General features: G+C 57.9%; 25 protein-coding genes and 1 pseudogene. 13 read left to right on the forward strand and 13 right to left on the reverse strand.

Features of this window, described 5'->3' with window-relative positions:
- Positions 1-242: MATE family efflux transporter (locus FPT12_RS02430; RefSeq protein WP_256676574.1), on the reverse strand; the 242-nt coding region annotated here is incomplete at its 3' end.
- 524 nt (positions 243-766) lie between these two features.
- Between FPT12_RS02430 and FPT12_RS02435 the strand changes: the two genes are divergently transcribed.
- Entirely contained in the window at positions 767-1,150 is a 384-nt protein-coding gene (locus tag FPT12_RS02435) for a tautomerase family protein (protein ID WP_138867792.1), read from the forward strand.
- A gap of 233 nt (positions 1,151-1,383) precedes the next feature.
- On the opposite strand, the gene FPT12_RS02440 is transcribed toward FPT12_RS02435, so the two are convergent.
- Positions 1,384-2,040: a hypothetical protein gene (locus FPT12_RS02440; protein ID WP_256676575.1), complete on the reverse strand. Its 657-nt coding sequence runs from the start codon at positions 2,038-2,040 to the stop codon at positions 1,384-1,386.
- Positions 2,041-2,136: 96 nt separating this feature from the next.
- Between FPT12_RS02440 and blaOXA the strand changes: the two genes are divergently transcribed.
- Positions 2,137-2,958, forward strand: coding sequence for a class D beta-lactamase (gene blaOXA, locus FPT12_RS02445; protein WP_145014483.1), 822 nt, complete (start codon positions 2,137-2,139; stop codon positions 2,956-2,958).
- A 698-nt stretch (positions 2,959-3,656) separates the two neighbouring features.
- Positions 3,657-4,457, forward strand: coding sequence for a PhzF family phenazine biosynthesis protein (locus FPT12_RS02450; protein WP_145014484.1), 801 nt, complete (start codon positions 3,657-3,659; stop codon positions 4,455-4,457).
- 366 nt (positions 4,458-4,823) lie between these two features.
- Here the strand turns inward: FPT12_RS02450 and FPT12_RS02460 are convergent, their stop codons facing one another.
- The 5 genes from FPT12_RS02460 to FPT12_RS02480 form a co-directional block, all read right to left on the reverse strand.
- Positions 4,824-5,153, reverse strand: a complete 330-nt coding sequence (locus FPT12_RS02460) for a hypothetical protein (RefSeq protein ID WP_145014485.1) — start codon at positions 5,151-5,153, stop codon at positions 4,824-4,826.
- Between the two features lie 243 nt (positions 5,154-5,396).
- Positions 5,397-5,876, reverse strand: coding sequence for a DUF6882 domain-containing protein (locus tag FPT12_RS02465; RefSeq protein WP_145014486.1), 480 nt, complete (start codon positions 5,874-5,876; stop codon positions 5,397-5,399).
- Positions 5,877-5,883: 7 nt separating this feature from the next.
- The gene (locus tag FPT12_RS02470) at positions 5,884-6,876 is read right to left on the reverse strand and encodes a hypothetical protein (RefSeq protein WP_256676576.1); all 993 of its coding nucleotides are present in this window, start codon (positions 6,874-6,876) and stop codon (positions 5,884-5,886) included.
- Positions 6,877-7,102: 226 nt separating this feature from the next.
- A complete protein-coding gene (locus FPT12_RS02475) occupies positions 7,103-11,482 on the reverse strand; it encodes a response regulator (protein WP_145014487.1) in 4,380 nt (1,459 codons plus the stop codon).
- A 42-nt stretch (positions 11,483-11,524) separates the two neighbouring features.
- Complete coding sequence (locus FPT12_RS02480) at positions 11,525-12,682, reverse strand: HD-GYP domain-containing protein (RefSeq protein WP_145014488.1); 1,158 nt, start codon at positions 12,680-12,682, stop codon at positions 11,525-11,527.
- Between the two features lie 441 nt (positions 12,683-13,123).
- On the opposite strand from FPT12_RS02480, the gene FPT12_RS02485 reads away from it, so the two are divergent.
- On the forward strand, positions 13,124-13,396 hold the full coding sequence (locus FPT12_RS02485) for a hypothetical protein (protein ID WP_145014489.1): 273 nt from the start codon (positions 13,124-13,126) through the stop codon (positions 13,394-13,396).
- A 151-nt stretch (positions 13,397-13,547) separates the two neighbouring features.
- On the opposite strand, the gene FPT12_RS02490 is transcribed toward FPT12_RS02485, so the two are convergent.
- The 4 genes from FPT12_RS02490 to FPT12_RS02510 form a co-directional block, all read right to left on the reverse strand.
- Positions 13,548-13,838: a hypothetical protein gene (locus tag FPT12_RS02490; protein ID WP_145014490.1), complete on the reverse strand. Its 291-nt coding sequence runs from the start codon at positions 13,836-13,838 to the stop codon at positions 13,548-13,550.
- 195 nt (positions 13,839-14,033) lie between these two features.
- Positions 14,034-15,212, reverse strand: a complete 1,179-nt coding sequence (locus FPT12_RS02495) for a cystathionine gamma-synthase (protein WP_145014491.1) — start codon at positions 15,210-15,212, stop codon at positions 14,034-14,036.
- Positions 15,209-16,585, reverse strand: a complete 1,377-nt coding sequence (locus FPT12_RS02500; protein WP_145014492.1) for a cystathionine beta-synthase — start codon at positions 16,583-16,585, stop codon at positions 15,209-15,211. The genes FPT12_RS02495 and FPT12_RS02500 overlap by 4 nt, the downstream gene beginning before the upstream one ends.
- 332 nt (positions 16,586-16,917) lie before the next feature.
- Positions 16,918-17,253, reverse strand: coding sequence for a hypothetical protein (locus FPT12_RS02510; protein ID WP_054597088.1), 336 nt, complete (start codon positions 17,251-17,253; stop codon positions 16,918-16,920).
- Positions 17,254-17,398: 145 nt separating this feature from the next.
- Here FPT12_RS02510 and FPT12_RS02515 point away from each other — a divergent pair.
- Positions 17,399-17,632 (forward strand): annotated as a pseudogene (locus tag FPT12_RS02515) (DUF3592 domain-containing protein); the annotation flags it as partial.
- 33 nt (positions 17,633-17,665) lie between these two features.
- Here FPT12_RS02515 and FPT12_RS02520 read toward each other — a convergent pair.
- Positions 17,666-18,148, reverse strand: coding sequence for an ATP-binding protein (locus tag FPT12_RS02520; protein ID WP_145014493.1), 483 nt, complete (start codon positions 18,146-18,148; stop codon positions 17,666-17,668).
- Positions 18,149-18,406: 258 nt separating this feature from the next.
- On the opposite strand from FPT12_RS02520, the gene FPT12_RS02525 reads away from it, so the two are divergent.
- The 7 genes from FPT12_RS02525 to FPT12_RS02555 all read left to right on the forward strand — a co-directional run bounded on the left by FPT12_RS02525 (position 18,407) and on the right by FPT12_RS02555 (position 24,591).
- Positions 18,407-19,447, forward strand: coding sequence for a DMT family transporter (locus FPT12_RS02525; RefSeq protein WP_145014494.1), 1,041 nt, complete (start codon positions 18,407-18,409; stop codon positions 19,445-19,447).
- 106 nt (positions 19,448-19,553) lie between these two features.
- Positions 19,554-20,495 carry a chromate resistance protein ChrB domain-containing protein gene (locus tag FPT12_RS02530; RefSeq protein WP_145014495.1) on the forward strand — a complete coding sequence of 314 codons (942 nt, stop codon included), beginning with the start codon at positions 19,554-19,556 and terminating at the stop codon, positions 20,493-20,495.
- Entirely contained in the window at positions 20,492-21,850 is a 1,359-nt protein-coding gene (gene chrA, locus FPT12_RS02535; protein WP_145014496.1) for a chromate efflux transporter, read from the forward strand. The genes FPT12_RS02530 and chrA overlap by 4 nt, the downstream gene beginning before the upstream one ends.
- An 84-nt stretch (positions 21,851-21,934) precedes the next feature.
- A complete protein-coding gene (locus FPT12_RS02540) occupies positions 21,935-22,387 on the forward strand; it encodes a chromate resistance protein ChrB domain-containing protein (protein WP_145014497.1) in 453 nt (150 codons plus the stop codon).
- Positions 22,388-22,520: 133 nt separating this feature from the next.
- Positions 22,521-23,561, forward strand: a complete 1,041-nt coding sequence (locus FPT12_RS02545) for a YncE family protein (protein ID WP_145014498.1) — start codon at positions 22,521-22,523, stop codon at positions 23,559-23,561.
- A gap of 161 nt (positions 23,562-23,722) precedes the next feature.
- Positions 23,723-24,334, forward strand: coding sequence for a DNA-3-methyladenine glycosylase (locus tag FPT12_RS02550; RefSeq protein WP_145014499.1), 612 nt, complete (start codon positions 23,723-23,725; stop codon positions 24,332-24,334).
- Positions 24,331-24,591, forward strand: a complete 261-nt coding sequence (locus tag FPT12_RS02555) for an Ada metal-binding domain-containing protein (protein ID WP_145014500.1) — start codon at positions 24,331-24,333, stop codon at positions 24,589-24,591. The genes FPT12_RS02550 and FPT12_RS02555 overlap by 4 nt, the downstream gene beginning before the upstream one ends.
- Before the next feature lie 63 nt (positions 24,592-24,654).
- Here FPT12_RS02555 and FPT12_RS02560 read toward each other — a convergent pair whose 3' ends face one another.
- Entirely contained in the window at positions 24,655-25,548 is an 894-nt protein-coding gene (locus FPT12_RS02560; RefSeq protein WP_145014758.1) for a LysR family transcriptional regulator, read from the reverse strand.
- A 102-nt stretch (positions 25,549-25,650) separates the two neighbouring features.
- Here FPT12_RS02560 and FPT12_RS02565 point away from each other — a divergent pair, with 102 nt between their 5' ends.
- Positions 25,651-26,313: an NADPH-dependent F420 reductase gene (locus FPT12_RS02565; protein ID WP_145014501.1), complete on the forward strand. Its 663-nt coding sequence runs from the start codon at positions 25,651-25,653 to the stop codon at positions 26,311-26,313.
- Positions 26,314-26,319: the final 6 nt, after the last annotated feature.

The following is a 26,319-nucleotide window of genomic DNA, read 5'->3' on the forward strand; positions in this document are numbered from 1 at the left end:
CCCCACGCCTGACCAATCAACACCCCCGCCCCCGCACCGAGGCCAATGACCAGCGCGATGAAGAAAAATACAATCGGGAACATCCCCGACACGGCCGCCAGCGCTTGAGTGCCGAGCATTTGGCCGATGTAGATGCTGTTGATCGTGCCTGACATGGATTGCAGGAAGTTCGACAGGACCATGGGGGCGAGGAACAGGAGGTAGGTTTGCCAGAGGGGGCGTTGGGTGGTTGGGGTTTGCATGGAGGTTCCGTCTCGGGTGGGGATGCCGTGACGGGATTCTACGGGAGGGCGGAATGAGTAATGAACACAAATAATCGGGATCGATCATGTACTCAAAATCGGTGGATGACCGAGTCGATGACTCGCCATTCGGGAGCCTGCATACGTTGCCTCATGCCCATGCTCAACCCTTTGCTGGCACACAGCGCATCGAGCGACAGTGCGGGGTCGTTAGCTGCCAATCACGAATGGGAGGTAACGAAGCGATCATTTGTGACAGGCAGAAATCGGCCAAAAGTGGACGGTGGACACGGTGATGGCAAATGAGTAGTGTCACGGATGCTGCTTTCGACTCTAGAGGGCAGCAGGGCTTGCCGTCATCCGTGTCGCGTTTCTCCCTGAGTAATGTCGCATTTACCGCGTCCACCTCTAAGCTAGGTAAGGACTTACAGGACGACAAGGAACGTTATACGACACGCCATCGCGACAAGAAACGCGACATGGCATGTCAGCTAATAGTAGTTATACGCTTGCAAGGAGTCGCAATGATCACCGTCTATGGAATTGACTACAATTTAAATGCCAAAAAAGCACAGATGTCCGATGTGCTACATAATTGCATGACTACTGTTCTTGGGTTACCCGAAGACAAGCGTGCTCACCGTTTCGTCCCTTTAGATAAAACTAATTTTTATTACCCCGGCGGTAGATCTGAAAAATACACAGTAATCGAAATAAGCATGATTTCTGGGCGAACGGAAGAAACAAAAAAGAAGCTCATAAAGCAAATATTTACAGCCTTTGAGCGAAACTTGGCTATAAATCCGGTTGACGTTGAAATCACAATATTTGAGCAGCCAAGTCATTGCTGGGGATTCCGAGGGATCACAGGCGATGAGGCAACCTTGAGTTACAGGGTTAACGTATAACAAGCGGTTCAAGCCGTTCGCTTCGCTCTCTGGGACCGCGTACCGCGGCTCCTTAACCTAAACGTTAGGCAGTCATGAATATTGTAAGTCCGGCAACACGCCTTCTTGAGGCCATCGCTTAATGATCAATTGCACTGACTTGACCACCCGTTCGCAATTAACTAACCCAGCGTTTGCATCGGACTTCAACGCTCAGTAAACAGCACCGGCAGAGGACGACCCATTGCTGCCGCTCATGCTGTCGTGTCCCAATAGAAGTGGATGTACTCATCTTCATACTCCGCGAACAGCGAAACGATGAACTCCGTTTTCATTGAGTACATCAATAGCGCTCCTACGAAACCTGTGGACTCATGCAGCGGTTGTTTGAGCGGAGCGATCAAATCGATCGCCTGCTCCGCAACCATCTGGTTGAAAACAGCTTCCGATATCTCCTCAAACTTAGCGTCGGAAACGTATCCCGCGAAATAACTTTCTCCTCCAGGCCGCCAATCGATCCATTCCGCGAAAAGCCAGAAATTTAATCCGTTCTCGCCTTGCCGCTTGCGGACTCGGGTTACTCTGATGCGTTCCTCCGATGAGCGGGTTCGAAAGGCGCTTTGTGGATAAGCGGTGTAGTAGATACCGGGACAATGATTGTGCGCTGTCCAAAAAGTCAGTTGCTCACTGGAGAGTTGATCAAAGTCGCTTCTATCGAACATGGAAGAACCTAATGCTTGCGTCGTGCCAAAGGTAAGAGCGCCCGATAGTAGCAAAATGCAACGAAGATCTTTTTTGGGGACCGTCTGCTCTTGGCCGATTGTTGCCTGACAGCAAGGGCTACTATCGACCCGAAGCTGACATTGATACAGCGCCTGCCGGTAGAATTTGCTCGGACTGATGAGTTGCATCCGCCCCAGCGGGCAGGCAACAGTTTTTCCCTACGTTCGCTCAAGACTCTTGAGAGGGGCTTATGGGGGCGCCTACTAACTAAAGGAATAGAACACATGTTCATGCGCAGCGTTGCATTGAGTTTATTGACTCTGGGATTCAGCATTTCAGCAGCACAGGCCGGGACTATCTGCACCATCGTGGCAGATGCCAAAAGCGGTGACGTTTTACAGCAAGAGGGTGATTGCTACCGTCGCGTGACTCCTGCCTCAACATTCAAGATCGCGATAAGCCTGATGGGTTTCGACGCGACTTTTTTGCGAGACGAACATTTTCCGACCTTGCCATACCATCCCGGTGATCCTGATTGGGGAGGTGCTGCCTGGCTGGAGCCTACAGATGCAGTTCGATGGTTTCAGTATTCTGTGGTGTGGTTCTCTCAACGCGTTACTCATGCGCTTGGAGAGGCAGCGGTCAAGCGATATGCCGAGGCATTCGATTACGGGAATACCGACCTGTCCGGTGATCCCGGAAAAAACAATGGCCTTGATCGTGCCTGGATCAGTTCCTCTTTGAAGATTTCCCCTCACGAACAAATCACTTTTTTGAAGAGACTGGTTAACCGCCAATTGCCAGTGAGCCCACATGCCTTTGATATGACGAGTCGGATTTCGCAAATTGCCCAACGGCCCGATGGTTGGAATATTCACGGTAAAACAGGCACGGCCTTTCCTCGAATGGAGGATGGGAGCAGCGATGAAGCTCACGGATACGGCTGGTTTGTCGGCTGGGCGACAAAGGATGAGCATTCGCTGGTTTTCGCCCGTCTAGTTCAAGACGATCACGCACAATCCGTCCCCGCAGGACTACGAGTGCGCGATGTATTGATGGAGCAATGGCCTAAGCTAGCGAACTCGCTAGTGAAAAGAGAAGACTGAAACGTGGCGGGAGCAGCAATGTCCGATTTTGGCCGACTTTGGCCTTTGACGACCGATAGACAGAACGCCGCTTATGTTTAACAGGCCCCCACACCTTCCGCTGAGGTGACCTACCATGACCAACCCAGCCGAAACCGCAATCTTCGCCGGCGGCTGCTTCTGGCTGATTTCTGCCTGTCAGCAAGGGCTGTTATCGACCCAAGCTGTGTAAAAACGTTTTAGAGCAGGTTTGAAAGTCAGAATCGGAACGAAAACCGCGTTCCTGCGAAAATTTCAGGACCCACTGATCTGCAACCAGTGTCAGAATTTACGTAGCAACGCAGACTCCAAAACAGGGCCTGCGTTTTTACACACTCTGGACCCCTAGCTGTCGCTAGAATCAACGGCCGTCCGAGGCGTTAGCGGTCAAAAGTCGGACTCGACAGCGAACAACTTAAGAACTTGGTACTAGATTTGCCTTGGCAGCGGCTCGGCACAGGCGTGCTCTGACGCCATTCACTACCTCATTGGATTATCGCTGCTGAACGGGCATGATCCGTATGTGTATCCCAATATGTACTGGCGCCGATTCCAACACAGCAGGCAGACAATGTCGGGCAGCTGCTGCCGCAGCAGTGGATGCCTTCCTCGCTACGTTAGAGTAGGTTTGGCGCCCCCTAACACTAAATATCCATTACCAAACACTGTGAATCTAAAAAATGCACTTAAAGCGATTTAAATGTTTTGGAGCAGAACCAAATAGCGGCAATGAAGCTTTGGTCATTTTTGAAGGTGTTTCCTCTGGATGGTCGATAGCTGAGCGTCAAAGTTTTGCAGCCGCGCAGAAAGTTAATGCTTGTGTGTTCATCAACATAGTGGAGGGTGGCGTCGGACCGTGCATTCTCGATTTTTATTATCCACATGCCAGAAGTCCTCTCTGTTTTCACGCTTCACTGGCGGCGGCATATTACATGCACACCCATAATGTCGCTGAATATTCTGGGTCAATGCAGACATCTATGAGTAACCAGTTGTTGACCTTTACGCACTCGGGAAATGAGCTGTACATCAGTGTCGAACCGGATCAAGTGAAAAGGCCTGTACCCTCTATGGGTGCCGTTGCAAAACTGCTGGGCTGCGCTGAAACAGCGATCAAGTCCCCCGCGGCAATAGCGTCGGTTGGTAGTCCGAAGCTATTGGTTGAAATGGTCAGTCCAGAGGAGTTGTACGCATTGCGTCCCCAACTAACTGGGATTGTCGAATGGGGGAAGGTGTCCGCTGTGAACGGCGTTTACGCCTACGCGCACCGCGAACTGAATAAGTACGAGGGACGAAATTTCAATCATCTGGCAGAGAACCTGGAGGATGCTGCAACTGGCGTAGCCGCGGGCGCGCTCAGCGTATGCCTGGCAAAAAACATCATCCTGTACCAAGGAGTCATGCTGGGTAATAGGTGTCAAATCAGTGCGTCTAACTGTGATGGAATGATCAGTGTTGGAGGTTTGGTTTTCGAAGCATGACAACGGAGTTTGCCTGCATGGTAACTCGTTTCTTCGCGCGCCGGCACGAAGCGAATCGTCTAACAATAGACGACCATCCGAGGGGCACATTTGCTGGAGGGGGCTTTCCAAATAATACGCAGGCGAATGGAGGTCAAGGGGTAAGGAATGTCGGCTTCTGGCCGATTCTGTTGAAAAAGTCGGTTTGCCCAAACTGCTCGAATACTGATGGGTGAAACTCCCATTTTTTCACACTGCTACGTGAAATCCGAGTCCCGCAGCCTCTGCTGAAGGTAAGGATTTCAATCTCAGACGCATACTTTTCAGCCATGGAAGCCAGGCCGGACTTTTTCAACAGAATCGGCCGATAACAGCCAGACATAGGATTCAGCTACCTGATTTTTTCCGACCAACAAGCCTACGTGCCCTATGACGGCGAGACTGGGACAACATTTTGTCCTCGGCGCAATGCGCCAAGAGCGCAGTCAGCTCAACGTCTATAGGAAAACCATCCTCAAGCCATTTAAGCGCCAGCCCCGACCAATATTCGGAATGCGACGTCAAGGCTGTGATCACCAGCGGCTGCAACACTATATCGGCAGGCAGTGTATATTTTTTGCTAAGAGCTCTTACCGCATCTGGCAAATCAAGTGCAGCTGTTTCGAAAGGTTTCTCAAGCAGTGGCAACAACCAGACATAGCTGAATTCTTCGTTCATCTTCTCCCCCCGATTGTAATGGCGACGTTCCGTATTCCAGAAGGCAGCTCCCAAAGTGGACTGTGAGCACTGGAAAAATAAGAGACCAGTGGACGTTGGGCTGCGGCTACAAAACCTAGGGCGACTCACTCTGAGGAAGCCACTGGTACCATCGTTCGGGTCAACGATACGTTCGCAACCCCCAAAAACTGGGGATATCCTCTTATGACTGAGGTCGGACTCTTCGCAGTGTAAGCAAAGACTTCAGTCGCCAAGAACCTTAATAGACGTGATAGCCAGATAAGTGTTGGGGCCCTCAGATGAAGTTGGTGCCCGGTAGCACCCTACGGCCTTAAAGAAATGAACCGCCGAGGCTGCCAGCTCCCATGCCATCGTTTCGTCTTGAATTGAAAATGCCTGTTCGTTTCCGAATAGATCAAGCCCTGTAATGGCTTGGAGCTGCTTCAGCGGGAGCGCTGCTTGGCGTAATGCAGGTTCAATCGAGGGATTGCTCCAAGCCCATTTCCAACTACACGTTTTGATCGAGAAGCTTCCAATGCTCACGACTTTTGCCTCAACTACCAGCCTGTCGCTGTTATCGAAGAATTGGACTGTGCCAGTGCTTTGCTCGAACCACCAGCGAGCCATCTCTCCGAGCGCATAAATCCGGTTTAGCTCCGCTTGTTTCAGTAACAGTTCATCCGTCACCATCATTAGAAACGCTTCAAATTCATCGTCTGTCATAGTTTCCCTAAGGTGACTTTTTCGAGTGTGAACCAGATTTCATCACATAATGAATCGCCTCTGGTAGAGGACATCCGTTGGCGTCCGCTAACGGCCGATTACTGGCTGTCTCGTCCGGCCGGGGGCCGACGCTGGCTTGCGCCCTGTCCACCAGCCGTTGCACCCACTCGGCATCCTGGTTATTGACCACGGCGTAGCGGTCCGGGGGGAAAAAGGCCCAGTGATGGGCGACCTCGACAAGGCGCTTGAGCTCATCGGCAGACACCCAATACGGCGTGTCGACCAATGGCATCGGCGCGCCGCCGAAACGCCGGCCAAGAGGGAGGTTGGTGCCGGGGGCAAAGGCGATCGCCAGTTCCTGGCAGGGTTGCATTTGCTTGTCCGGCGTGGGCATTTTCCCAACCCGTCCATAGTTGAAGCTGCCCGGATATTCTTCCTTGAGCACCAGCCAGTGGCCCGCAGTAGTCTTGGCCAGGACCCATTGCGACACACCGCTGTCTTGCACGCATTCAAGCTTGCCGTTTGTCCATTGCATGAGGGTGTAGCAGTCCGGATCATAATCGGAGGACCACAGGCTGGTGCCAGATACCAGGCTATGGTGCTCAAGCTCGGCCAACCCTTGGTCCGGCATGGACTGCCAGTAGCGTTTGGTCGGGTCGTGGGCATCGCGCAAGAAGTTGCGTAACCCCCAGGCAGCCATGAAGAGCAGCGTCGCGAGAGCAAGCCAGCCAAAGGAGGCTCCGACGATCCGGTCAATATCCAGGCCGGGGGCGAATAACGAGCGATAGAGCAACAGGCCCAGTAAAAACGCGATACCCGGCAGAACAGGGCCAAAGCACAACGGCGGCACTAACACCTCGATCCAGCTGAAGCGGTGCCTGGACGCGTGCTCCCGCGCCCAGGCTTGCTCCTGGGCGAGCATCGGCGCCTGTTCGCGTGGGGCAATGCCAGGGGCGGGTGTCTGAAAGCGCATGGACAGTGTGTAGGGGTCATCTCTCATGGATCAAATCATGCTCTTGAAGTAATCGCTCTTCGGATACTTGAGTCATTCCTGCAACTCAGATCCAGTGACGTCCGACGCAGAATAAGGCGTAAGAATGAAATGCATACCTTCGAGTGACCGTATTGGCCGTTTTCTGCCTGTTGTGATTGACCAACATCGACCCAAACCGGCCAGTCGGTCTCCAGTTGCCAGGAGAGGTCAGTAGCTCCTCTCCTGGCAAAACTCACCAGTCCTGCAACAGTTCCAGGGCGTTATCAAAGTCGAACAACTCCACCTGCTCAGCGACCAGAGCCAGACGCTTGGCCAAGGTTCGATCGAGTGACAGATTGCGTAGCTCGGCAAGCGCGTCCATGGCTGCCGTGTCGCTTTCGGCCAACAGACCTTTGAGCCTGTTCAACTGCTCGCTCAACTCGGGGCCATCCTGCTGGGCCTCGCCCATCGATGCTGGGGCGTTTCCGGCGAGGCCGGCCAAGGCGGCCAATGTCGGCAGCAGGCAACGCTCGACCTCTGTCGCCAGCTCTTGCACCACCATAGCGGGCTCGTCGTTCTGGCAGGCCAGCTCCAGCACAGCGGCGGCCTGCGCTACGGCCCTGGCACCGATGTTGCCGGCCGTGCCGCGCAGGCTGTGAGCCACACGTCCGGCCGCGCTATCATCCGAGTCGGCCAGTGCGGCCTGGAATTGCTCGGCAAAACCTGTCTGAGTGTCGCGAAACTTGCAGAGCAGGCGCAGATAGAGTTCTCGCCGGCCCATACAGGTCGCTAGGCCGGCAACCATATCAATGCCCTCAAGACGATCCGGCAGCCCATCTGACAGGCCTGCATTTGGCGATGCTGGAGCGGCCTGTGGCCTGATCCATTTTGCCAGTGTGGCGAACATGTCATCGACATTGAGTGGCTTGGATATATGGTCGTTCATGCCACTGTTCAGGGCTCGCTCGCGATCACCGTCCATGGCATTGGCGGTCATGGCGATCACCGGCAAAGCATTAAAGCGCGGCTGTTGGCGAATCCGCTGGGTGGCGGTGTAGCCGTCCATCACCGGCATTTGGCAATCCATCAGCACGCCGTCGAAGTTGCCGTCCTCGGTAAGGATGTCCAGGGCCTCCCGGCCGTTCCTGGCCAGTCGCAGCTGTATTCCGACACTCTCCAGCAGCTCGCAGGCCAGTTCCTGATTCAGCTCGTTGTCTTCTACCAGCAACAGCCGGGCTCCATTCAGGCTGGCTACGGTGCTGGCATTCTGTTGGGAGCGTTCGCCGGCCCGTGTATCGCCGTGCGGGCCTTTACCCAGCACCTTACCGATGGCTTCGAGCAAAGAGGACGGTGTTACTGGCTTGGTCAGTACCACCGGTAACTGGATGCCCTGTCGCTCGGCTTCCTCGCGTGCCTCTTCGCGGCCAAAGGCGGTGACCATGATGACCGACGGCGTATGCATCAGGCTGGCGGAATGCATTCTACGCACGGCTTCTATGCCATCCATGCCGGGCATCCGCCAGTCCATCAGCACTAGATCGTAGGGCAGCACCCTATGCTCGGCATCGGCCAGCATGTGCAGCGCCAGGCTACCATTCTCCGCGACATCCACCTCCAGGCCAAAGCTGCGCGCCATGCCCGAGAGGATTTCACAAGCACTAGCGTTGTCGTCCACCACCAGCACCCGCATACCCAGCAGTTCGTCGGCCTTGAACATGCGACGCGGCTGAACGCCTTGCTGCACGCCAATGCGTACCTGGAAATGGAACGTGGAGCCGACCCCCGGCTCGCTCTCAACCCAAATGCGGCCGTCCATCAGCTCCACCAACTTCTTCGAGATGGACAAGCCCAGCCCGGTGCCACCGTACTTGCGCGTGGTCGAGCTGTCGGCCTGACTAAACGACTGAAACATGCGCGAACACTGCTCGACGGTCATGCCGATGCCAGTGTCGCGTACCCAGAAATGCAGCTGTACGCGCTCCTCGTGTGTGCCAACTTCTTCCACGCCGACCACAATCTCGCCGCGCTCGGTGAATTTGGCAGCGTTGTTGCCCAGATTGATCAGCACTTGACCCAGGCGCAAGGGGTCTCCGAGCAGTGCGGTGGGTAACTCAGGCTGGGTCTGGAACAACAACTCCAGGCCCTTGTCCTCGGTCTTGAGGCCGATCATGGCGGCGAAGCTGTCGAGTACGTCCTCCAGGTGGAAGGGAGTTTGTTCGAGGTTCATCCTGCCGGCCTCGATCTTGGAGAAGTCGAGGATGTCGTTGATGATCCCCAGCAGGCTCTCCGCCGAGCGGTGCACTTTTTCAATGTAGTTGCGTTGGCGATTATCCAGTTCGGTACGCAGCGCCAAGTGGCTCATGCCGATGATGGCGTTCATTGGCGTGCGGATCTCGTGGCTCATGTTGGCGAGGAACTCGCTCTTGGCCTGGGTCGCGTCCTCGGCCGCCGACCTGGCCTCTGCCAGTGCAGTCACGTCGATGTTGATGCCGGTTGCGCGCAATGGCTTGCCATCAGGCGTGCGTGAGAAGCGGTTGAGCGATTTGAACGTGCGCACCAGCCCATCGTTTTGCCGCACGATGCGGAAGTCGAACTCGACGCGATCATCGCCACTTTGGACTGCGCTCTCGAACGTACTACTGATACGCGCCACGTCATCGGGATGCACCAACGCCTTCCAGTGCTCCAGAGTGCCACCGAATCCGCCAGGCTCAAGCCCGAACAGCGTTTCGAGCTGTGGCGTCCAATAGTTTTTACCGCTGACCAGATCAACGTCGAATAGACCGATGTCGCCGGCCTCTTGCGCCAGATTCAGACGATCGCTGGCAGTACGTAGCTTGGCCTCCATCGCCCTGCGCTCACTCACGTCTCGCACCGAGGCACAAACGCAGACACCACGCCCTTCCAAGCGGGGCAGATGGGACAGGCCAATTTCCACGGAGAACAGGCTGCCGTCCTTGCGCACGCCGTGCAGGTCATTCAAATCGCCGCCCATCTGCCGGGTTCCGCCGCTGGCAATAAACCCGTCGCGTAGCCGAACATGCCGCTCGCGGGCGGCCTGCGGCACCAGACACTCGATGCTGGCACTGATCAGTTCGCCGTGTTCGTAGCCAAACAGGGCATCCATCTGCGGGTTGGTCATCAGGATGCGGCCGTCGGCGCCCAGCACCAGCATGCCGTCCGGTGCCGCCTCGATAATGCCGCGGTACCACGCCTCGGTGGCGCGCAGTGCCACCTGCTGAGCCTCCAGCTCCCTGGCCTGGTGTTCCAGTTGCAAGGTTTGGGCCCCCATCTCGTCAGCCTGGCGCCGAGTTTCCTGCAGCAGCGCCTGGGCCGCCTCGCTGCGCTCCATAATGGCCATAGCACCGGCCAGCCTCGGTAGCACTTCCTGCAGCAGCAATGCCTCATTCTCTTCCAACGGGCGAAAGCCGGCCATTTCCACAACCCCGAGCAGACGCTCGCCACGCAGCACAGGCTGAACCAGCAGATGGCTGGCGAAGGCTTCACCCAACTGTGCGCGCACACGCCAGAACTGCTCAGGTAGATTGTTGAGCTGGCGGGGTTGGCGATCCAGTGCACACTGGCCAAGTAGCCCTTCACCGAGCTCGAGCTCAGCGCGCAGTGGGTGCTCACTGTCCACCGCATAACCACCCAGCAATTGCAGGCGTGGTGCGCCTTCATAGAGAACGTACAGCGCCCCTTGGCACATACCCAGCTGTGGCGCGATGCGGCAAAAAAAAGCTTGGGCCAACTGCTGCGGCGTCTCTGCCTGTTGCAGATCCACTTGCAGGCGCGAGGCATGGGTTTTGACCCAGCGCTGGCGCTCAAGTTGACAAGCCTCCAGTTGCAGCGTGGCGATGGCGCGCGCCAGGTCGCCGGTTTCGTTGCGCAGGTCGGTGTGAGGAATCTGACCGTACAACTTGCCGGATGCCAGTTCGTCAACCGCCGCGCGTACGCGGTTCAGCGGCACGCGGATGGAGCGGCTGACCAGCCAGGTCAGCAGCAAGGCCAGCGTCGAACCGCCCAGCAGCAATACATAAGTGATCGTGCCGCTACGCCGCGCATACTCGGCCAGATTTTTCGCCGTATCGTGGATGTCGGCTTCCTTGTTTTTCTCTATCTGGATGAGCAGCCCGTCGCTTTCCTGCTCCAGCGCGAGAAATTCCTTACTGTTGAGCAACGTCAGCGCCTGACCCAGGGAGCCCTTGCCGACCAACTCCAGCGCTTCATCGCCATTTTTTTGCAGGCGCTGCAATACCACCTCAAACGCCAACAAGCTGTTGAGGCTGCTCTGTCGCCGCAGCGTTGGACGAACCTGCTCCAGGGCCTCGTGCAGACGCTCCTGAGCGACGGCCATCTGGGCTCTGGCGCTGATGCGGATGTCCGCGTTGCTGGTAGCGACGGCGCGTTGCAGTGCCAGCAACAGATGCGGCAGCTGCACCCGAACCTCCTGCACATGCTGGATACCGACCAGATCCTGCTGGTACAACTGCTGCATTTCGTACCTGAGTGAATACTGGGTGCGTAGGCTTTGCACGCCCAGCATCAGGATCAATATCAGCAGCGCCGCGAAGCCGATGATCAATTTACTGCGCAGGGACAGGCGCTCGAGCAGCTCGAACAGTCTGTTCATATACCGCCTCGTTTAGCTTGGTGTGCAGAATGATGCAAGGGCTCAGGGCTGCTCAGCGATCTGCTCTAGTGAGGCCAACTGCTTGGCCATGTCCTGATCGCTGTCGGCGAACCGCTCGGCAATTTCCCGGAACCGTTCGGCATTGGCCAGAAAGGTATCGCAGATGTCTGGGTCGAAATGCGAACACCGGCCTTCGCGGATAATTTCCACCGCCTGTTCATGGGGCATACCTGGCTTGTACACGCGGCGGCTGATCAGCGCATCGTAGACATCCGCCACGGCCATCAAACGGGCGCTGATGGGGATGTCGTCGGTGGCCACCCCTTGCGGATAGCCACTGCCATCCCATTTTTCCTGGTGGCCGTAGGCGATTTCCTTGGCCAGATGAAGGAAGTCGACGCCTATCCCTAACTGATCCTCGGCGTGTTGGATGGCATCGCGCCCCAATGTAGTGTGGGTCTTCATGATCTCGAACTCTTCCAGAGTGAGACGTCCCGGCTTGAGCAGGATGCGATCGGGAATGCCGATCTTGCCGATATCGTGCAGCGGTGCCGACTTGAACAGCAGCTTGATGGTTTCCTCGTCGAGGAAGTGGCGGAAGCGAGGATGCTCGCGCAGTAGCTCGGCCAGCAGTTTGATGTAGTGCTGGGTACGGCGAATGTGGTTGCCGGTTTCGTTGTCGCGGGTTTCGGCCAGCGATGCCATGGCGTGGATGGTGACGTCCTGGATGGCGGTCACCTCGCGGGTGCGGCGCTGCACCTCCTGCTCCAGAAATTCGTTCTTGTCACGCAGGAAATCCGCAGCCGCCTTGACCTTGATCTGGGTCGCGACCCTGGCCATGAGTACCGGGGGGATAATCGGTTTGGTGATGTAGTCCGCAGCGCCCAGGGTCAGGCCGCGAATCTCGTCCTCGGTGGCAGCCATGGCGGTAAGGAAAATGATCGGAATGTGGCGAGTGCGGGTGTCAAGCTTGAGCTGCTCGGCAACGTCGTAGCCGGACAGGCCTGGCATCATGATGTCCAGCAGGAGCAGGTCGGGAAGTGGGTCGAGCTGGAGTAGACGCAACGCTTTTTCGCCGCTGTTGGCTGCCTTGACCCGATATCTGTCCTTGAGCAACTCGGCTATCAATATCAGGTTGTCGGGGGTGTCGTCGACCACCAGAACGGTGGCTGATGGATAAACGTTCTGCATGCTATCCATAAATGTTGGCTCCCTTGCCTGACAATTAAGGGGAGGCCGCACCCACGCCTTTCCCTTGCAGGCAAGCGTAGCTAGGAAAATCTGCAATCGCCAGGAGAAAGTCGGAGGCTTGTGGGTGTCCGTATATGGCCGATTTCTGCCCCTCCGGTCTGGCTACTTTGGGCTCAGGCTGTGTAAAAACGCAGGCAGTGTTTTGAAGTCTGCACCGCCACGTAAAATTTGCCAGTAATGGGTTGATCAGCCGGACTGGAAATTTGCGTAGGAAAGCGATTTCGTTCTGGTCCAGGGCCACATCAATACAGATCCTACAGCAGCCTCAGAATCCCTCACCTTTCCCCCTGATTGGATGAAGCTTATAGTCCCCCCGTCGCCCATATGGCGACCAGGTTTGGCGACCTGCTGATCGGATCAGCCCTTTAAATCTGATTCGGAGCTCCACCCATGGATAGATACATGCCCCTCACCGGAATCGACCTGATCCCGGCCTCCCTGCTCATCGACACCCAAGCCCCACTCGACGTGCTGCAAGCCACCGCCGACTACCGCATCCGCACGGTCACACAACTCCTCGAAAATATCGCTTTTCGTGCCGACATCGAGAGCGACACCGTGGTGCTGGCCGACTTCGCCAAGCTGCTGGCCATTCCATTGCGCGATGGGTGTGATGTGATGGATGTGATCGGCAGACGCTTGCGGGCGCAGGCGTCGAAGTGAGTGAAAGCGGGGGGGTCTGAAGGCGTAATGCCTGCCCGTTAAGCGTTTAAAAGATCGCAGCCTGCGGCGGCTCCTACGAATTGGCGTAGGAACTGCCGCAGGCTGCGATCCTGGCGATGCAAACATATCGTGAGATTATCGGGACGGTGCGCTATTTGATTTGCACAATGACCGGGCCTTCTGTGACGATCGGCGGGTTCGCGTGGATATGCGAGGCGTTTTTCTGAATCCAGTCGCGTGCGACTTTCAAGCTCGCATCGCAGCCGGCCTTATCCGTGCAAACCGTCACTGCCGTACCGCCATCACCGGTATTCAGCAGTGTGTAGCTGACGAGGCCAGGCACTGTCCGCAGGGTCGCTTCGACGTCGGCGTTGCGCTGTTCTAAAAGCGTGAAAAACTGCTTTGCTCCAGCACCCAGGTAGGTTCTTATCACCGCATACATAGTCGTCTCCTTTGGGAGTCCCGTCTTGATGCCCATCCAGATCCGATGATGGCCGCTATCGCTCAGGTTTCAGTTCACTCCCGACTTATTAAGCTTAGCCAAACGCTGGCGATAAACGAGATGCAACGACTACCGGCCGATTTTGGCTGTTTGTCGTTAGCGCCCCTTCGTGAGAGGCGGCTAGCGACCCATTGCTCAGATCTGCGCCAGCGCCTGGGCCAGGTCGGCGCGCAGGTCTTCGACATCCTCGACCCCCACGGACAACCGTATCAGCGCATCGCCGATGCCAAGCTGTGCGCGGGTTTCGGCGGGGATGCTGGCGTGTGTCATGATCGCCGGGTGCTCGATCAGGCTTTCGACCCCGCCCAAACTCTCGGCCAGGGCGAAGATCTGCACACTCTCGAGGAAACGCCTGGCGCCAGCCAGGTCGCTGTTCAGGTCGAGGGAAATCATCCCGCCGAAACCGCGCATCTGCCGCCGCGCCAGTTCGTGCTGCGGGTGCGACGACAGGCCCGGATAATAGACGCGCGCCACCTGCGGCTGAAGCTCCAGCCATTGCGCCAGTTTCAGCGCGTTGCTGCAGTGGCGTTCCATGCGCAGCGCGAGGGTCTTCACCCCGCGCAAGGTGAGAAAAGCGTCGAACGGCCCGGCGATAGCACCCACGGCGTTTTGCAGGAAGCCCAGGCGCTCGCGCAGTTCGGCATTCTGCCCGACCACCGCAATGCCGCCGATTACGTCGGAGTGGCCGTTCAGGTACTTGGTCGTCGAGTGCAGCACGATATCGAAGCCCAGCTCCAGCGGGCGCTGTATCCACGGACTGGCAAAGGTGTTGTCGGCCACACAGATGATGCCTCGCTCGCGGCAGATGCGCGCGACGGCGGCGAGGTCGGTGAGGCGCAGCAAGGGATTGCTCGGGGTCTCGACCCAGACCATCCGCGTGTCGTCCTGTAGCGCCGCTTCGAAGACCGCCAGGTCGGTCAGGTCGACGAAGCTGAAGCGATGCCCGGCGCTGCGTTGACGCACTTTGTCGAACAGGCGGAACGTACCGCCGTACAGGTCATTACCGGAGACGATGTGCGAACCGGCGTCGAGCAGTTCGAGCACGTTGGAGATTGCCGCCAGCCCGGAGGCAAAGGCAAACGCCTGGGTCCCGCCCTCGAGGTCCGCCACGCACCGCTCCAGCGCAAAACGCGTCGGATTGTGCGAGCGCCCGTAGTCGAAGCCCTTGTGTACGCCGGGGCTCTGCTGCAAGTAGGTGGAGTTGGCGTAAATCGGCGGCATCAACGCCCCGGTGGTAGGGTCCGGCGTCTGGCCGGCATGGATCACCCGGGTGGCGAAGGCCTGTGGCGTGGCGTTTTCATCGTGCTGGCTCATGTGAGGGATCTCCGCAAGTGATTGAGCATGTCGACTCGAGTGATCAGGCCGTGGAAGCCCGAGGCGTCGGCGATGATCGCCACCAGCCCACGGTCGAGTTCCGCCTGCAGTTGAGCCAGGCTGGCGCCAGGAGGCAGGGTTTCGACCTTGTTGGTCATCGCGCTGGCCACGGTCATACGAAAGTGCGAAGCGTCTTTGTGTACGCCCAGCAGAATATCCGACTCGTCGATCACCCCGACCAGCCGCTTTCCGCCCACCAGCACCGGCAATTGCGATACATCCGCCAGGCGCATGCGCTGGAACGCGGTCAGCAGCGTGTCATCCGGTCCGACGCTGATCACCCGGCCATCCTCGAAGCGCCGCGCGATCAGGTCGCGCAGATCGCCGTAACGCTTGCGAGCGAGCAAGCCCTGATCGGTCATCCACTGGTCGTTATAGATCTTCGACAGGTAACGGGTGCCGGTATCGCAGACGAAGCTGACCACCCGCTTTGGTTCGGTTTGCTCGCGGCAGTAGCGCAACGCTGCCGCCAGTAATGTACCGGTCGAAGAGCCACCGAGAATGCCTTCGGCGCGCAGCAGTTGGCGCGCATGATCGAAGCTTTCCTCGTCGCTGATCGAGTAGGCGTGGCGCACGCTGGAAAGGTCGGTAATCGATGGAATGAAATCTTCGCCGATGCCTTCCACCGCCCACGAACCGGGTGTGCCGAGGGTGCCGCTGCGGCTATATTCGGCCATCACCGAGCCGACCGGGTCGGCCAGCACCATTTCCAGGTTCGGCTGCACGCGGCGAAAGAAGCGGGTCAGCCCGGTCAACGTGCCGGCCGAACCGACACCGACGACGATGGCATCCAGATCATGCTCGGTCTGTGCCCAGATCTCCGGAGCGGTGCTGCACTCATGGGCCAGCGGGTTGGCCGGGTTGTTGAACTGATCGGCGAAAAAGGCGTCGGGAATCTCCTGCGCCAGCCGCGCGGCAACATCCTGGTAGTACTCGGGATGGCCTTTGCCGACATCAGAGCGGGTGATGTGCACCTCGGCGCCCATCGCCTTGAGGTGCAGGACTTTTTCGGTGGACATCTTGTCCGGCACCACCAGCACTACCCGGTATCCCTTGGCACGGCCGACCAGGGCCAGGCCGAGGCCGGTGTTGCCGGCGGTGGCCTCGACGATGGTGCCGCCAGGTTGCAGGCGGCCATCGCGCTCGGCGGCGTCGATCATCGCCAGGCCGATGCGGTCCTTGATCGACCCACCGGGGTTCTGCGATTCAAGCTTGAGGAACAACGTGCACGGGCCGGTATCGAAGCGGCTGACGCGCACCAGCGGCGTATTGCCGATCAGACCGAGCACGGCCGGGCGAGAGTTGTTCGGCATGTCTTCACCTCCTTGCGGACTATCACATTGGATGGACTGCAACCGACGGTGAGTCAACATGCGTCCATCGCAGGAAATATCTCGCTTGGACCATAGGCCGGGATTGTGCCGCCCGCAACTTTGCGCAGCCAATCGGTAGCGTCGCCGACGGCCTCAAGCCCTCCTCGCAGGGCAAGCGTATTGCATTCGATGCTCCCGGCCGTACGGTTATCGATGGACCTGTCACAACAATAATCCCGCCGCCATTTCGCGCAACGAGCACAGACAAAAAAGCCCGGAAACCCGGGCTTTTTTACGTCAGAGCGCACTCGCCAGTAGGCTGAGTACCGCGTTTACTGAACGTTTTTCAGCTTGATCACATCGCCGGAAATCTTGGTGGTGTAACCGGTCAGGACCCAAGCCCAGAACCATTTTTCCTGCACCTGGGTGTTGATCATTGCATCGCCGCCCTTGGCCTTGATCGCCGCGTCCTGAGCACGAACAAAACGGCTGTTCTGCTGGATCGGGATGCAGCCAAACAGCATGAGGCCTGTGGCGCTCGCTTCACTGTGACCCAGAACGGTGTATTGGGTGCTGTCATAGTGCTGGGTTTTCATCGAGGTGCCGGTGCAACCCGCCAGAACCAGGCCAAACAGTACAACGGCAACAACTTTGCTGAGGTGCTTCACTGAATTACTCCATGAGAAAAAGCCCGGGATCCATCTCTCGAGCGGCGCATACTTTAACGGATGTGATGATCAAAATGGTATCAGCCGCGAAATCCGTTAAACCGCCCGACACCTGTGATAAAAATACCGGTCCCGCTTCTGGAGTCTGCCCCGCGCGCTGATTTTCATTCCGCTGGGCCTGTGTCTGCTCTACCTCACCCTATGGCTGGTCGAAGACCGGCTTGGCTTTCTGGCCCAGGCGCAACGCGCCGAAGGGCATGTCAGCGCCCTGAACGCGGGCGGCAGCCACCCACAAATTGACTTCACCGACGCCACGGGCAAGGCGTTCAGCTACCCCGAGAGCGGGTTTATATTCGGCTACGCGGTGGGCGACTCAGTACCACGTGGCCGCCCAGCGCAAAGTTGATCGTTGCTAATGCGCAACGACAACCAGCCCCTCCTCCTCACCCGGAATGCTGAAGTAGCGTGTGATCAGATCAAACTCGGCGTCTGTGGCTGCAAAATCATGTGCGCCCTCGGCGTTCCGTGCGTGCAATCTGGCGCGGCAAGTCTCTTCGTCGACATCCAGATAATGCAGGCAGTGCTGCGTTTGTGCACGATCTGCCAAGGTGCGCAACCACTCACGATCAGCGACGGTGTTTGCAGGAAAATCCAGTACCACGCAAACACCTGCCGCAAGCATGTTGGTGACCAACGGCCCCAATACCCCACGAATGCGATGTGCACACCGCACATAATCGCTCACCGAACGGATCTCTCCGGGGTAAAGCATCGAAAGCCAATGGTCTTCGCTGAGTAGGATGGCAGCGTGGTTGTCGGCAAGTACTTTTGCCAACGTCGATTTACCGGACGCGATCTTGCCGCACATCAAATGCAACGTAGGTGTAGTAGTCATGGGATACGTTCCTTCATATCGGGCAAAGGATAATGCCCAATGCTTGCTGCCAGGACAATCGACCGGTTGAGTCCCCATCGTATAGTGGACAGTCATTGCCCAGGACACCGCAGTTTGGCGCTAGGGCAGTGCTTTTTTGCCTGGAATGAACGCCAACCGGGCATCATGCTCGAGTAGCGCGATATCATTGGCAGTATTGGTATTTCTGATGGCCCGCAGGGCCTGAATCTCCTTGAACGTTTAAGGCACTGAGCCCCCATGAACCTGAGTATTTTCTACGCCTTGAGCGCGGCCGCACTGTTTGGCGCCAGCACCCCGCTGGCCAAACTGCTGGGTGTTGAGGTCTCGCCGATTTTGCTGGCGGGGCTGCTGTACCTGGGCAGTGGCCTCGGCTTGACCCTGGTCAGGTTTATCCGTGACCGCGGCTGGCAGGCAACCGGCCTGACAGCTGGCGAGTGGCCGTGGCTGATCGGTGCCATTGCCTTCGGCGGTGTGCTTGGGCCGGTGGCATTGATGTTCGGCTTGACCCTGACTTCAGGGGCCGCAGCCTCGCTGATGCTCAATCTGGAATCGGTACTGACGGCGCTGCTGGCCTGGCTGGTGTTCAAGGAGAACGCTGATCGGCGAATCGTTGCGGGGATGTTGGCCATCGTCGCTGGCGGAGTGTTCCTGGCCTGGCCGCAGGACTCGACACAGGCGCAAGGCTGGATCGGCCCGCTGGCCGTCGCGCTGGCCTGTGCCTGCTGGGCCATCGATAACAACCTGACCCGCAAGATCTCGGCCTCCGATGCCCTGTTCATTGCCGGTATCAAGGGGCTGGCTGCGGGAGCGGTCAACTGTACGCTGGCGCTATCGTTGGGGGCCAAACTGCCGAACATTGCCACGCTCGCGCCGATACTCCTGGTCGGTTTTCTCGGTTACGGCATTAGCCTGGTGCTGTTCGTGCTCGCCCTACGCGGCCTGGGCACGGCACGCACCGGCGCGTACTTTTCGACCGCGCCGTTTCTGGGGGCGGCGATAGCGATTCTGATCCTCGGCGAACCGGCGTCACTGACGTTCTGGATCGCTGCCCTGCTGATGGGCATTGGCGTGTGGATTCACCTCACTGAAAGCCATGCGCACGACCACCAGCACGAGCCGCTCCTCCATGGTCACCGGCACGTTCACGATGAACACCATCAGCATGAGCATGACTTTGAATGGGATGGCAGCGAACCCCACAGTCACGTTCACCAACATCAGGCGATCCGCCACAGCCACCCGCACTTCCCGGACATTCATCACCGGCACAAGCATTGAAGCCAGTTCAGGCAAACCGACAAAATGCTTTGCCGCGCGAGGGCTTTTCAATCGGCCCGGAGAGGAATATTGTAGAGATACAAACTTTTTTTGAATGTATCTCTACATGAAAAATTGGCTCGCATTAATCCTTGGCCTACCGACCGCCAATGCCACGGAGCGCATGCGAGCGTGGCGCGCCCTGAAAGCCTCTGGAGCGGCGGTGTTACGCGATGGCGCCTATCTGTTGCCGGACTCCGACGCCTGTCGTGAAGCGCTGGCCTCGGTCGAGCGCGATATTCTGGCCATCAATGGCACCGCCTATGTCCTGCCTGTCGTCGACCCAAATGGCGAACGCTTCGTAGCGTTGTTCGACCGTAGCGATGAGTACAGCAAGCTCGGCGCCGAGATCGATGCCTGCCGTGCTCAGCTCAATACCGAGAATGCGCTGGCGACCACCAAGCAGATTCGAAAGCTGCGCAAAGCCTATGAGCAGCTGACGACTATCGATTATTTTCCTGGCAAGCCGAAGCAGCAGATCGACGCGGTTTTGCAGGAGCTTGAGACCGCTGTCAGTCGAGCATTGTCGGCGGACGAACCCCATAGCCGCGACCAGCCAATCGTGCCGCTGAGTCTCGCGGACTTTCAGGGTCGCGTATGGGCAACACGCAAGCGGCCCTGGGTTGATCGACTGGCCTGCGCCTGGCTGATTCGGCGCTTCATCGATCCAGACGCTCAGATCCTCTGGCTGAACAGCCCGCAGGACTGCCCAGCCGATGCCCTGGGTTTTGATTTCGATGAGGCGACCTTCAGTCATGTCGGCAATCGTGTGAGCTTCGAAACCCTGCAAGCCAGCTTTGAAATCCAGGAGCCCGGCCTGGAGCGCATTGCGGCCCTCGTGCATTACCTCGACATCGGGGGTATTCAGCCGGTGGAGGCTGCCGGCATCGAACGGGTGCTGGCCGGACTACGCGAAACCATGACTGATGACGATCATTTGCTGGCGGCTGCGAGCGCCATCTTCGACGGCCTGCTTGCCGCGTTTGTGAAAGAGGAACAACCCCAATGAGTAAGGTATCTCCATCGCTCGTTGAAGAGGAACTGCCAAGGCCCGAGACGATCAGTTTGCGTGAGGCGTTCTGGTTCTGGCTCAAGCTTGGTTTCATCAGTTTCGGCGGGCCGGCAGGACAGATCTCGATCATGCACCAGGAGCTGGTCGAACGACGGCGCTGGATTTCCGAACGGCGATTTCTGCACGCCCTCAACTACTGCATGTTGTTGCCAGGGCCGGAAGCCCAGCAGTTGGCAACCTACATCGGCTGGCTGATGCATCGAACCTGGGGCGGCGTCATCGCAGGCGGGCTGTTTGTGCTGCCCTCGCTGTTCATCCTGATTGCCTTGTCCTGGATGTATATCGCCTTCGGCGACGTACCGATGGTCGCCGGGCTTTTCTATGGCATCAAACCGGCCGTGACCGCCATCGTGGTGCAGGCGGCACACCGAATCGGTTCGCGAGCGCTGAAGAACAATTGGCTGTGGGCCATGGCGGCGGCGTCATTCGCGGCGATATTTGCATTCAATGTCCCCTTTCCTCTGATCGTGCTCAGTGCGGCCTTGATCGGCTACCTGGGTGGCCGTTTTGCTCCCGAGAAGTTCCGGATCGGAGGCCACAGCGCTGCCCAAAAATCCTATGGTCCGGCATTGATCGATGACGATACCCCCTCCCCCGAACATGCCCGGTTCAGTTGGTTGAAACTGGCGCTGCTGGCACTCATCGGCGCGGTGTTATGGGCGTTGCCAATGGCGATCTTGACCACGCTCTTTGGCTGGGAAGGTACCTTGACCCAGATGGCCTGGTTCTTTACCAAGGCGGCACTGCTGACATTTGGCGGCGCCTACGCGGTGCTCCCGTATGTCTACCAGGGCGCCGTCGGACACTATGGCTGGCTGACCCCGACACAAATGATCGACGGCTTGGCGTTGGGGGAAACCACGCCGGGGCCGCTGATCATGGTGGTGGCTTTTGTCGGCTTTGTCGGGGCTTATGTTTCGCAGGTGTTCGGCGCCGACCAGGTGTTTCTCGGCGGCGCCGTCGCGGCGACGCTGGTGACCTGGTTCACCTTCCTGCCTTCGTTCCTGTTCATCCTCGCCGGCGGCCCGCTGGTGGAGACGACGCACAACGAACTCAAGTTCACCGCGCCGCTCACCGGGATCACTGCCGCTGTGGTTGGGGTGATTCTTAATCTGGCAGTGTTCTTCGGCTATCACGTGCTGTGGCCCAAAGGGTTCGGCGGCACCCTCGACTGGCCCTCTGCGCTGATCGCCATTGCCGCAGCGATTGCCTTGTTTCGCTTCAAACGTGGCGTCATTCAAGTACTGATGGCCTGTGCGCTCATAGGTTTGGCAGTGCATCTGCTGCGCTAGCGAGCGTGCGGCGATCAAACGTTTCCTGGCAGGCATCGGGCCTGCCGGATCATCCAGCCTGTCGAACCAGGCAGGAGGTGTTCCATGAGGTGGATTACCCGTGAACGACCCAAGATTGATCGCATCGCTTGTCCTTGGCTGATCACTCGCTTTATTGATCCACAAGGCGAGTTCTTGTACGTCCCCAGCAAAGACGTTCTGCGGTTTGCCGCTGAGAAAGATGCAACGCCTTACGATATTCCGGGCGTCGAGCTTTCCCACGTAGGTGAGCTGTGCAGCTTTGATGCGTTCCTGAAGAAGTACCAGCTCAGTGACCCTGCCCTGCAGCATTTGGCCAAAGTCGTGCGTGGGGCGGATACCTCCCGCCTTGATCTGACGCCGCAATCGGCTGGGCTGTACGCGATTTCGCTGGGACTGTCGCAATGCTTTGCCGATGACCAGGAAATGCTTTCGCACGGTTTGATCCTGTATGACGCGCTGTACGCCTGGTGCAAGGAGTGTCAGGGCGAGACGCATAACTGGCCTCCGCAGATGTGAAGAGGCCTGTTCACACCGAAGCCCGGCCCTGAGCCGGGCTGATGACCCGTGAAACACTGAACGTTCTAATCCTGCATTACCGGGACAAAGGCAGGGCGATTGACGTCGCCCTGCCCGAGCAAAAGAGGGCCTTATGAACATACGGCACAAACGACGTTTTGCTCTGCCAGTCTTCGCCGCCCTGTTGACGGCGCTAGCTGTCATGAACATCGCGAGCCTTCGTGACGTTCAGGCAGCAGACGAACCATCGACCAACGACCTGCCACTGAAACATGTCACCGACATTCCGTTGCCCGGTGGCGCTACTCGGCTTGACTACGAGAGCTACGATCCAGCGCGCAACCTGTTGTTCATCGCCCATTTGGGTGACAGCGAAGTGATCGTCTTTGACCTGCGTGAGTCCCGCGTCGCTGGACGCATTGCGAACGTTTCGTCGGTGCACGGTGTGCTGGTTATTCCTGAGCAGTCGCGTGTCTACGCGTCGGCGACGGGCACCAACGAAATCGTTGCGATTGACGAAGCGACCCTGGCAGTTGTCAGTCGTATGCCCGGCGGTGTCTATCCAGACGGCATGGCTTATGTGCCCGACCTTCACAAGCTTTACGTATCGAACGAAAACGGCAAGACCGAAACGGTAATCGACGTGAGCACCAACACTCGCGTTGCAACGATTCCCCTGGGAGGTGAAGTCGGCAATACACAATATGACCCTGTATCACGACACATTTTCGTCAATGTCCAGACACGTCAGCAACTGATCGAGATTGATCCCGCAACCGACCGGATCGTTGCGCGCATTGATTTGCCGGGGGCAAGAGGCAACCATGGCTTGTTGATCACCCCGCGTGACCGGCTGGCCTTTATCGCGTGCGAAGGTAACGACAAGCTCCTGGTACTGGACATGCGCACGATGCAGGTTATCCGGGCGTTCGATACTGGAGGAACCCCTGATGTGCTTGCGTTTGACCCCGTGCCGGGCACACTTTATGTGGCTGCAGAGACAGGCATAGTGTCGATGTTCCACGTCAAGAACACCGTCGTCACGAACATCGGCAGTGGCCGCGTAGGCCCGCATGCGCACGTCGTTGCCGTGGATGCAGCGACACACCGCTCGTATTTTCCGCTCAAGGATATTGATGGGCACCCGGTACTCCGGATTATGGAGCCCCAGTAGCGCATCCGTGCTGCGGCAATCTCGGCAACTGGAGTTTTGATGGCTGAATGCGTTAATGGCGCTGCAACCTGCGCGACAATTTGAGCGCAAGAGACCGGGTGCGATCCTGCGGGCAGACCTTTAATCTGCCTGCAGTACCTGAACTTCTGCCTGGAATTTCCATGCCCTATCACCCCGCCAGCCAATACCTGTCCGCCATCGACCCGGACTGGGCGCGACACATCGCCGCCATCGGCCCCTGTCTGCACCAGCCAAAACCGGCTCGCGATCCCTACGAAGCGCTGGTTCGGGCCATTGCTTATCAGCAACTCCATGCCAAGGCCGGCGATGCCATTCTCGGCCGTTTGATCGCGCTGTTTCCCGACTCGCCGTTCCCGACGCCCGAGCAATTGCTGGCCTGCGAATTCGAGGTGCTGCGCAGCTGTGGTTTTTCCGGCAGCAAGATCGCCACGCTCCAAGGTATCGCCCAAGGCGCGCTGGAGGGGCTGGTGCCGGATCGTTCAAACGCGCTGTCGATGAGCGACGACGCACTGATCGAACGCCTGACCCGGTTACGCGGTGTCGGCCGCTGGACTGTCGAGATGCTGCTGATCTACACCTTGGAACGCATGGACATCCTGCCCGCCGACGACTTTGGCGTGCGCGACGGCTACCGCCGTTTCAAGAGCCTGGAGCAACAGCCAAGCCGCAAGCAGATGGTCGATATCGGTCAGGCATGGAGCCCCTATAGAACCGTCGCGGCCTGGTATTTGTGGCGAGTGCCGACCTCATGAAACGCTTTGTGCTGATCAATGCTCAGGGCAAACCGCTAGACAGCGCCGAACCCGGACAAATGGGTGGTCATCGACAATCGCGAATTTACGGTCGACTCGACTGCCCTGCTGCACTGCGTGCCATTGCCCGTGGCGGCTATGTCGCGCACCGGGTATTTTTCGCCGATGAAACCACTGCCCGCGCCGCGGGTTATCGACCGTGCGCGGTGTGTTTGCCGCTGGCGTATATGGAGTGGAAAAAAGCATCCAGTCAATGAAGCGCTCACCTGCGACCGGGATCAATCACAGGTCAATGCGGCCTGGACAACTCAAAAGCCGGCTCAAGTCGCACCAAAGCGGGCGATTGCAGCCTCGATAAATCGTCGGAGTTTGGCTGTTCTCTGACGATTTGCCGTGTAGAGCAAATGCATGTGTCGGCTCGGCGCTTCGAAATCAGCCAACAGTCGCACCAACTCGCCGCTTTGCAGCGCCGGCTGAAGGAAGTCTTCGGATCCAAGGACAATTCCAAAACCGTCAAGCGCGGCTGACAGCAATGCTTTGCTCTCGTTGACCTGCAAACGACTGGAGACCTGTACCTTATGAACGGTGGAGCCTTTGCAGAACTGCCATTCGCGGTCGGCCGGGCGGGACCAATAGGCATATCCCAAACACTCGTGGCTCTCAAGATCAGCCGGTGTTTGTGGCGTTCCGCGCGCAATCAGGTAGCTCGGTGCCGCGCAGGCCACCAGCCGATAAGGGGCCAACGGTCTGGCGGTCAGACTGGAGTTGGCCAAGGGGCCGATCCGGAAAGCCACTTCATACCCCTCTTCCACCAGATCGACGAAGCGGTCCGTCAATTGCAGATCGATTTCCACTTCAGGGTGCTGACGCAAAAAATCCGTCACGAACGGCATAAGGTTATAGGAACCGAAAGTCACGGGAGCACTGATTTTCAGTTTGCCACGAGGGGTGTCGTTCATGATTTGCGCAAGGGAGTCGGCAGCCTGGGCTTCGCTCACAATATGCTTGCAGCGTTCGTAGTAAGCACTCCCCAGTTCAGTCAGGCTTTGCCGCCGGGTAGTACGGTTCAGGAGCCGCGCCCCGAGCCGGTGCTCAAGAGCAGCAACATGCTTGGCCACCATCTGCGGCGACATGCCCAAGCGCTCGGCGGCGCGGGCATAGGAGCCTGATTCCGCCGCCATCACAAAAGCGCCCATGCTCGTCAAGCGATCCATCATTCAACACTCCTGGTAACGAGACTAAGTACACGATCGTTATTTATCCCCTATTGGTTGCCAATCATCATAGCCTCTCCTACCAACCAACGGAGTAAGGACATGCGGATAGGCATTATTGGCGCAGGGTTCATCGGACGTGCAGTGGCGCAATTGGTTATAGCTGCCGGGCATGAGGCAATGCTCAGCAATTCACGTGGGCCACAGACCATGAGCAGCGTGCTCAGTGACATTCCCGGCAGTAAAGTCGGGACCCTCGAGGAGGCTGCGCAGTTTGGTGAAGTGGTTCTCGCGGCAATCCCCCTGGCGCATTATCGAAGCGTGCCGGCCAAGTGGCTAGAGGGCAAAACCGTCCTGGATGCCAACAACTACTACCCGGAACGAGACGGCCACATTCCCGTCCTGGACCGATTCGAAACCACCACCAGCCGCCTGCTCGCCGAACACCTGCCCCACTCCAGAGTGGTCAAGGTTTTTAACGCAATCCTCGCTCAAGACCTGGTGCAGGACTCGCGCCCGAAAGCTGCGCCCGACCGACGCGCACTGCCGATCGCTGCGGATGACCCGGTTGCGAAAGCCTTGGTGATCACGTTGCTGGACGAGATTGGGTTCGACGCTGTCGATGCTGGCAATCTCGATGAAAGCTGGCGATTCGAACGGGCCAAACCCGCCTACTGTATCCCCTTGGATAAACAGGGGCTGAAGGTTGCCTTGGCAGCGGCTCAGCGGCAGGTTGAATTGCCTCATGGATCGTGGCGCCGCTGAATAGCC

The organism is Pseudomonas sp. H3(2019) (assembly GCF_007713465.1).
Taxonomy (GTDB): Bacteria; Pseudomonadota; Gammaproteobacteria; order Pseudomonadales; family Pseudomonadaceae; genus Aquipseudomonas.

What these genes read in the sequence shown, in the direction of transcription:
- FPT12_RS02435 (WP_138867792.1), top strand. Translation starts at nt 767, where the DNA reads ATGATCACCGTCTATGGAATTGACTACAATTTAAATGCCAAAAAAGCA.
- FPT12_RS02440 (WP_256676575.1), bottom strand. Translation starts at nt 2,040, where the DNA reads ATGCAACTCATCAGTCCGAGCAAATTCTACCGGCAGGCGCTGTATCAA.
- blaOXA (WP_145014483.1), top strand. Translation starts at nt 2,137, where the DNA reads ATGTTCATGCGCAGCGTTGCATTGAGTTTATTGACTCTGGGATTCAGC.
- FPT12_RS02450 (WP_145014484.1), top strand. Translation starts at nt 3,657, where the DNA reads ATGCACTTAAAGCGATTTAAATGTTTTGGAGCAGAACCAAATAGCGGC.
- FPT12_RS02460 (WP_145014485.1), bottom strand. Translation starts at nt 5,153, where the DNA reads ATGAACGAAGAATTCAGCTATGTCTGGTTGTTGCCACTGCTTGAGAAA.
- FPT12_RS02465 (WP_145014486.1), bottom strand. Translation starts at nt 5,876, where the DNA reads ATGACAGACGATGAATTTGAAGCGTTTCTAATGATGGTGACGGATGAA.
- FPT12_RS02470 (WP_256676576.1), bottom strand. Translation starts at nt 6,876, where the DNA reads ATGAGAGATGACCCCTACACACTGTCCATGCGCTTTCAGACACCCGCC.
- FPT12_RS02475 (WP_145014487.1), bottom strand. Translation starts at nt 11,482, where the DNA reads ATGAACAGACTGTTCGAGCTGCTCGAGCGCCTGTCCCTGCGCAGTAAA.
- FPT12_RS02480 (WP_145014488.1), bottom strand. Translation starts at nt 12,682, where the DNA reads ATGGATAGCATGCAGAACGTTTATCCATCAGCCACCGTTCTGGTGGTC.
- FPT12_RS02485 (WP_145014489.1), top strand. Translation starts at nt 13,124, where the DNA reads ATGGATAGATACATGCCCCTCACCGGAATCGACCTGATCCCGGCCTCC.
- FPT12_RS02490 (WP_145014490.1), bottom strand. Translation starts at nt 13,838, where the DNA reads ATGTATGCGGTGATAAGAACCTACCTGGGTGCTGGAGCAAAGCAGTTT.
- FPT12_RS02495 (WP_145014491.1), bottom strand. Translation starts at nt 15,212, where the DNA reads ATGAGCCAGCACGATGAAAACGCCACGCCACAGGCCTTCGCCACCCGG.
- FPT12_RS02500 (WP_145014492.1), bottom strand. Translation starts at nt 16,585, where the DNA reads ATGCCGAACAACTCTCGCCCGGCCGTGCTCGGTCTGATCGGCAATACG.
- FPT12_RS02520 (WP_145014493.1), bottom strand. Translation starts at nt 18,148, where the DNA reads ATGACTACTACACCTACGTTGCATTTGATGTGCGGCAAGATCGCGTCC.
- FPT12_RS02525 (WP_145014494.1), top strand. Translation starts at nt 18,407, where the DNA reads ATGAACCTGAGTATTTTCTACGCCTTGAGCGCGGCCGCACTGTTTGGC.
- FPT12_RS02530 (WP_145014495.1), top strand. Translation starts at nt 19,554, where the DNA reads ATGAAAAATTGGCTCGCATTAATCCTTGGCCTACCGACCGCCAATGCC.
- chrA (WP_145014496.1), top strand. Translation starts at nt 20,492, where the DNA reads ATGAGTAAGGTATCTCCATCGCTCGTTGAAGAGGAACTGCCAAGGCCC.
- FPT12_RS02540 (WP_145014497.1), top strand. Translation starts at nt 21,935, where the DNA reads ATGAGGTGGATTACCCGTGAACGACCCAAGATTGATCGCATCGCTTGT.
- FPT12_RS02545 (WP_145014498.1), top strand. Translation starts at nt 22,521, where the DNA reads ATGAACATACGGCACAAACGACGTTTTGCTCTGCCAGTCTTCGCCGCC.
- FPT12_RS02550 (WP_145014499.1), top strand. Translation starts at nt 23,723, where the DNA reads ATGCCCTATCACCCCGCCAGCCAATACCTGTCCGCCATCGACCCGGAC.
- FPT12_RS02555 (WP_145014500.1), top strand. Translation starts at nt 24,331, where the DNA reads ATGAAACGCTTTGTGCTGATCAATGCTCAGGGCAAACCGCTAGACAGC.
- FPT12_RS02560 (WP_145014758.1), bottom strand. Translation starts at nt 25,548, where the DNA reads ATGGATCGCTTGACGAGCATGGGCGCTTTTGTGATGGCGGCGGAATCA.
- FPT12_RS02565 (WP_145014501.1), top strand. Translation starts at nt 25,651, where the DNA reads ATGCGGATAGGCATTATTGGCGCAGGGTTCATCGGACGTGCAGTGGCG.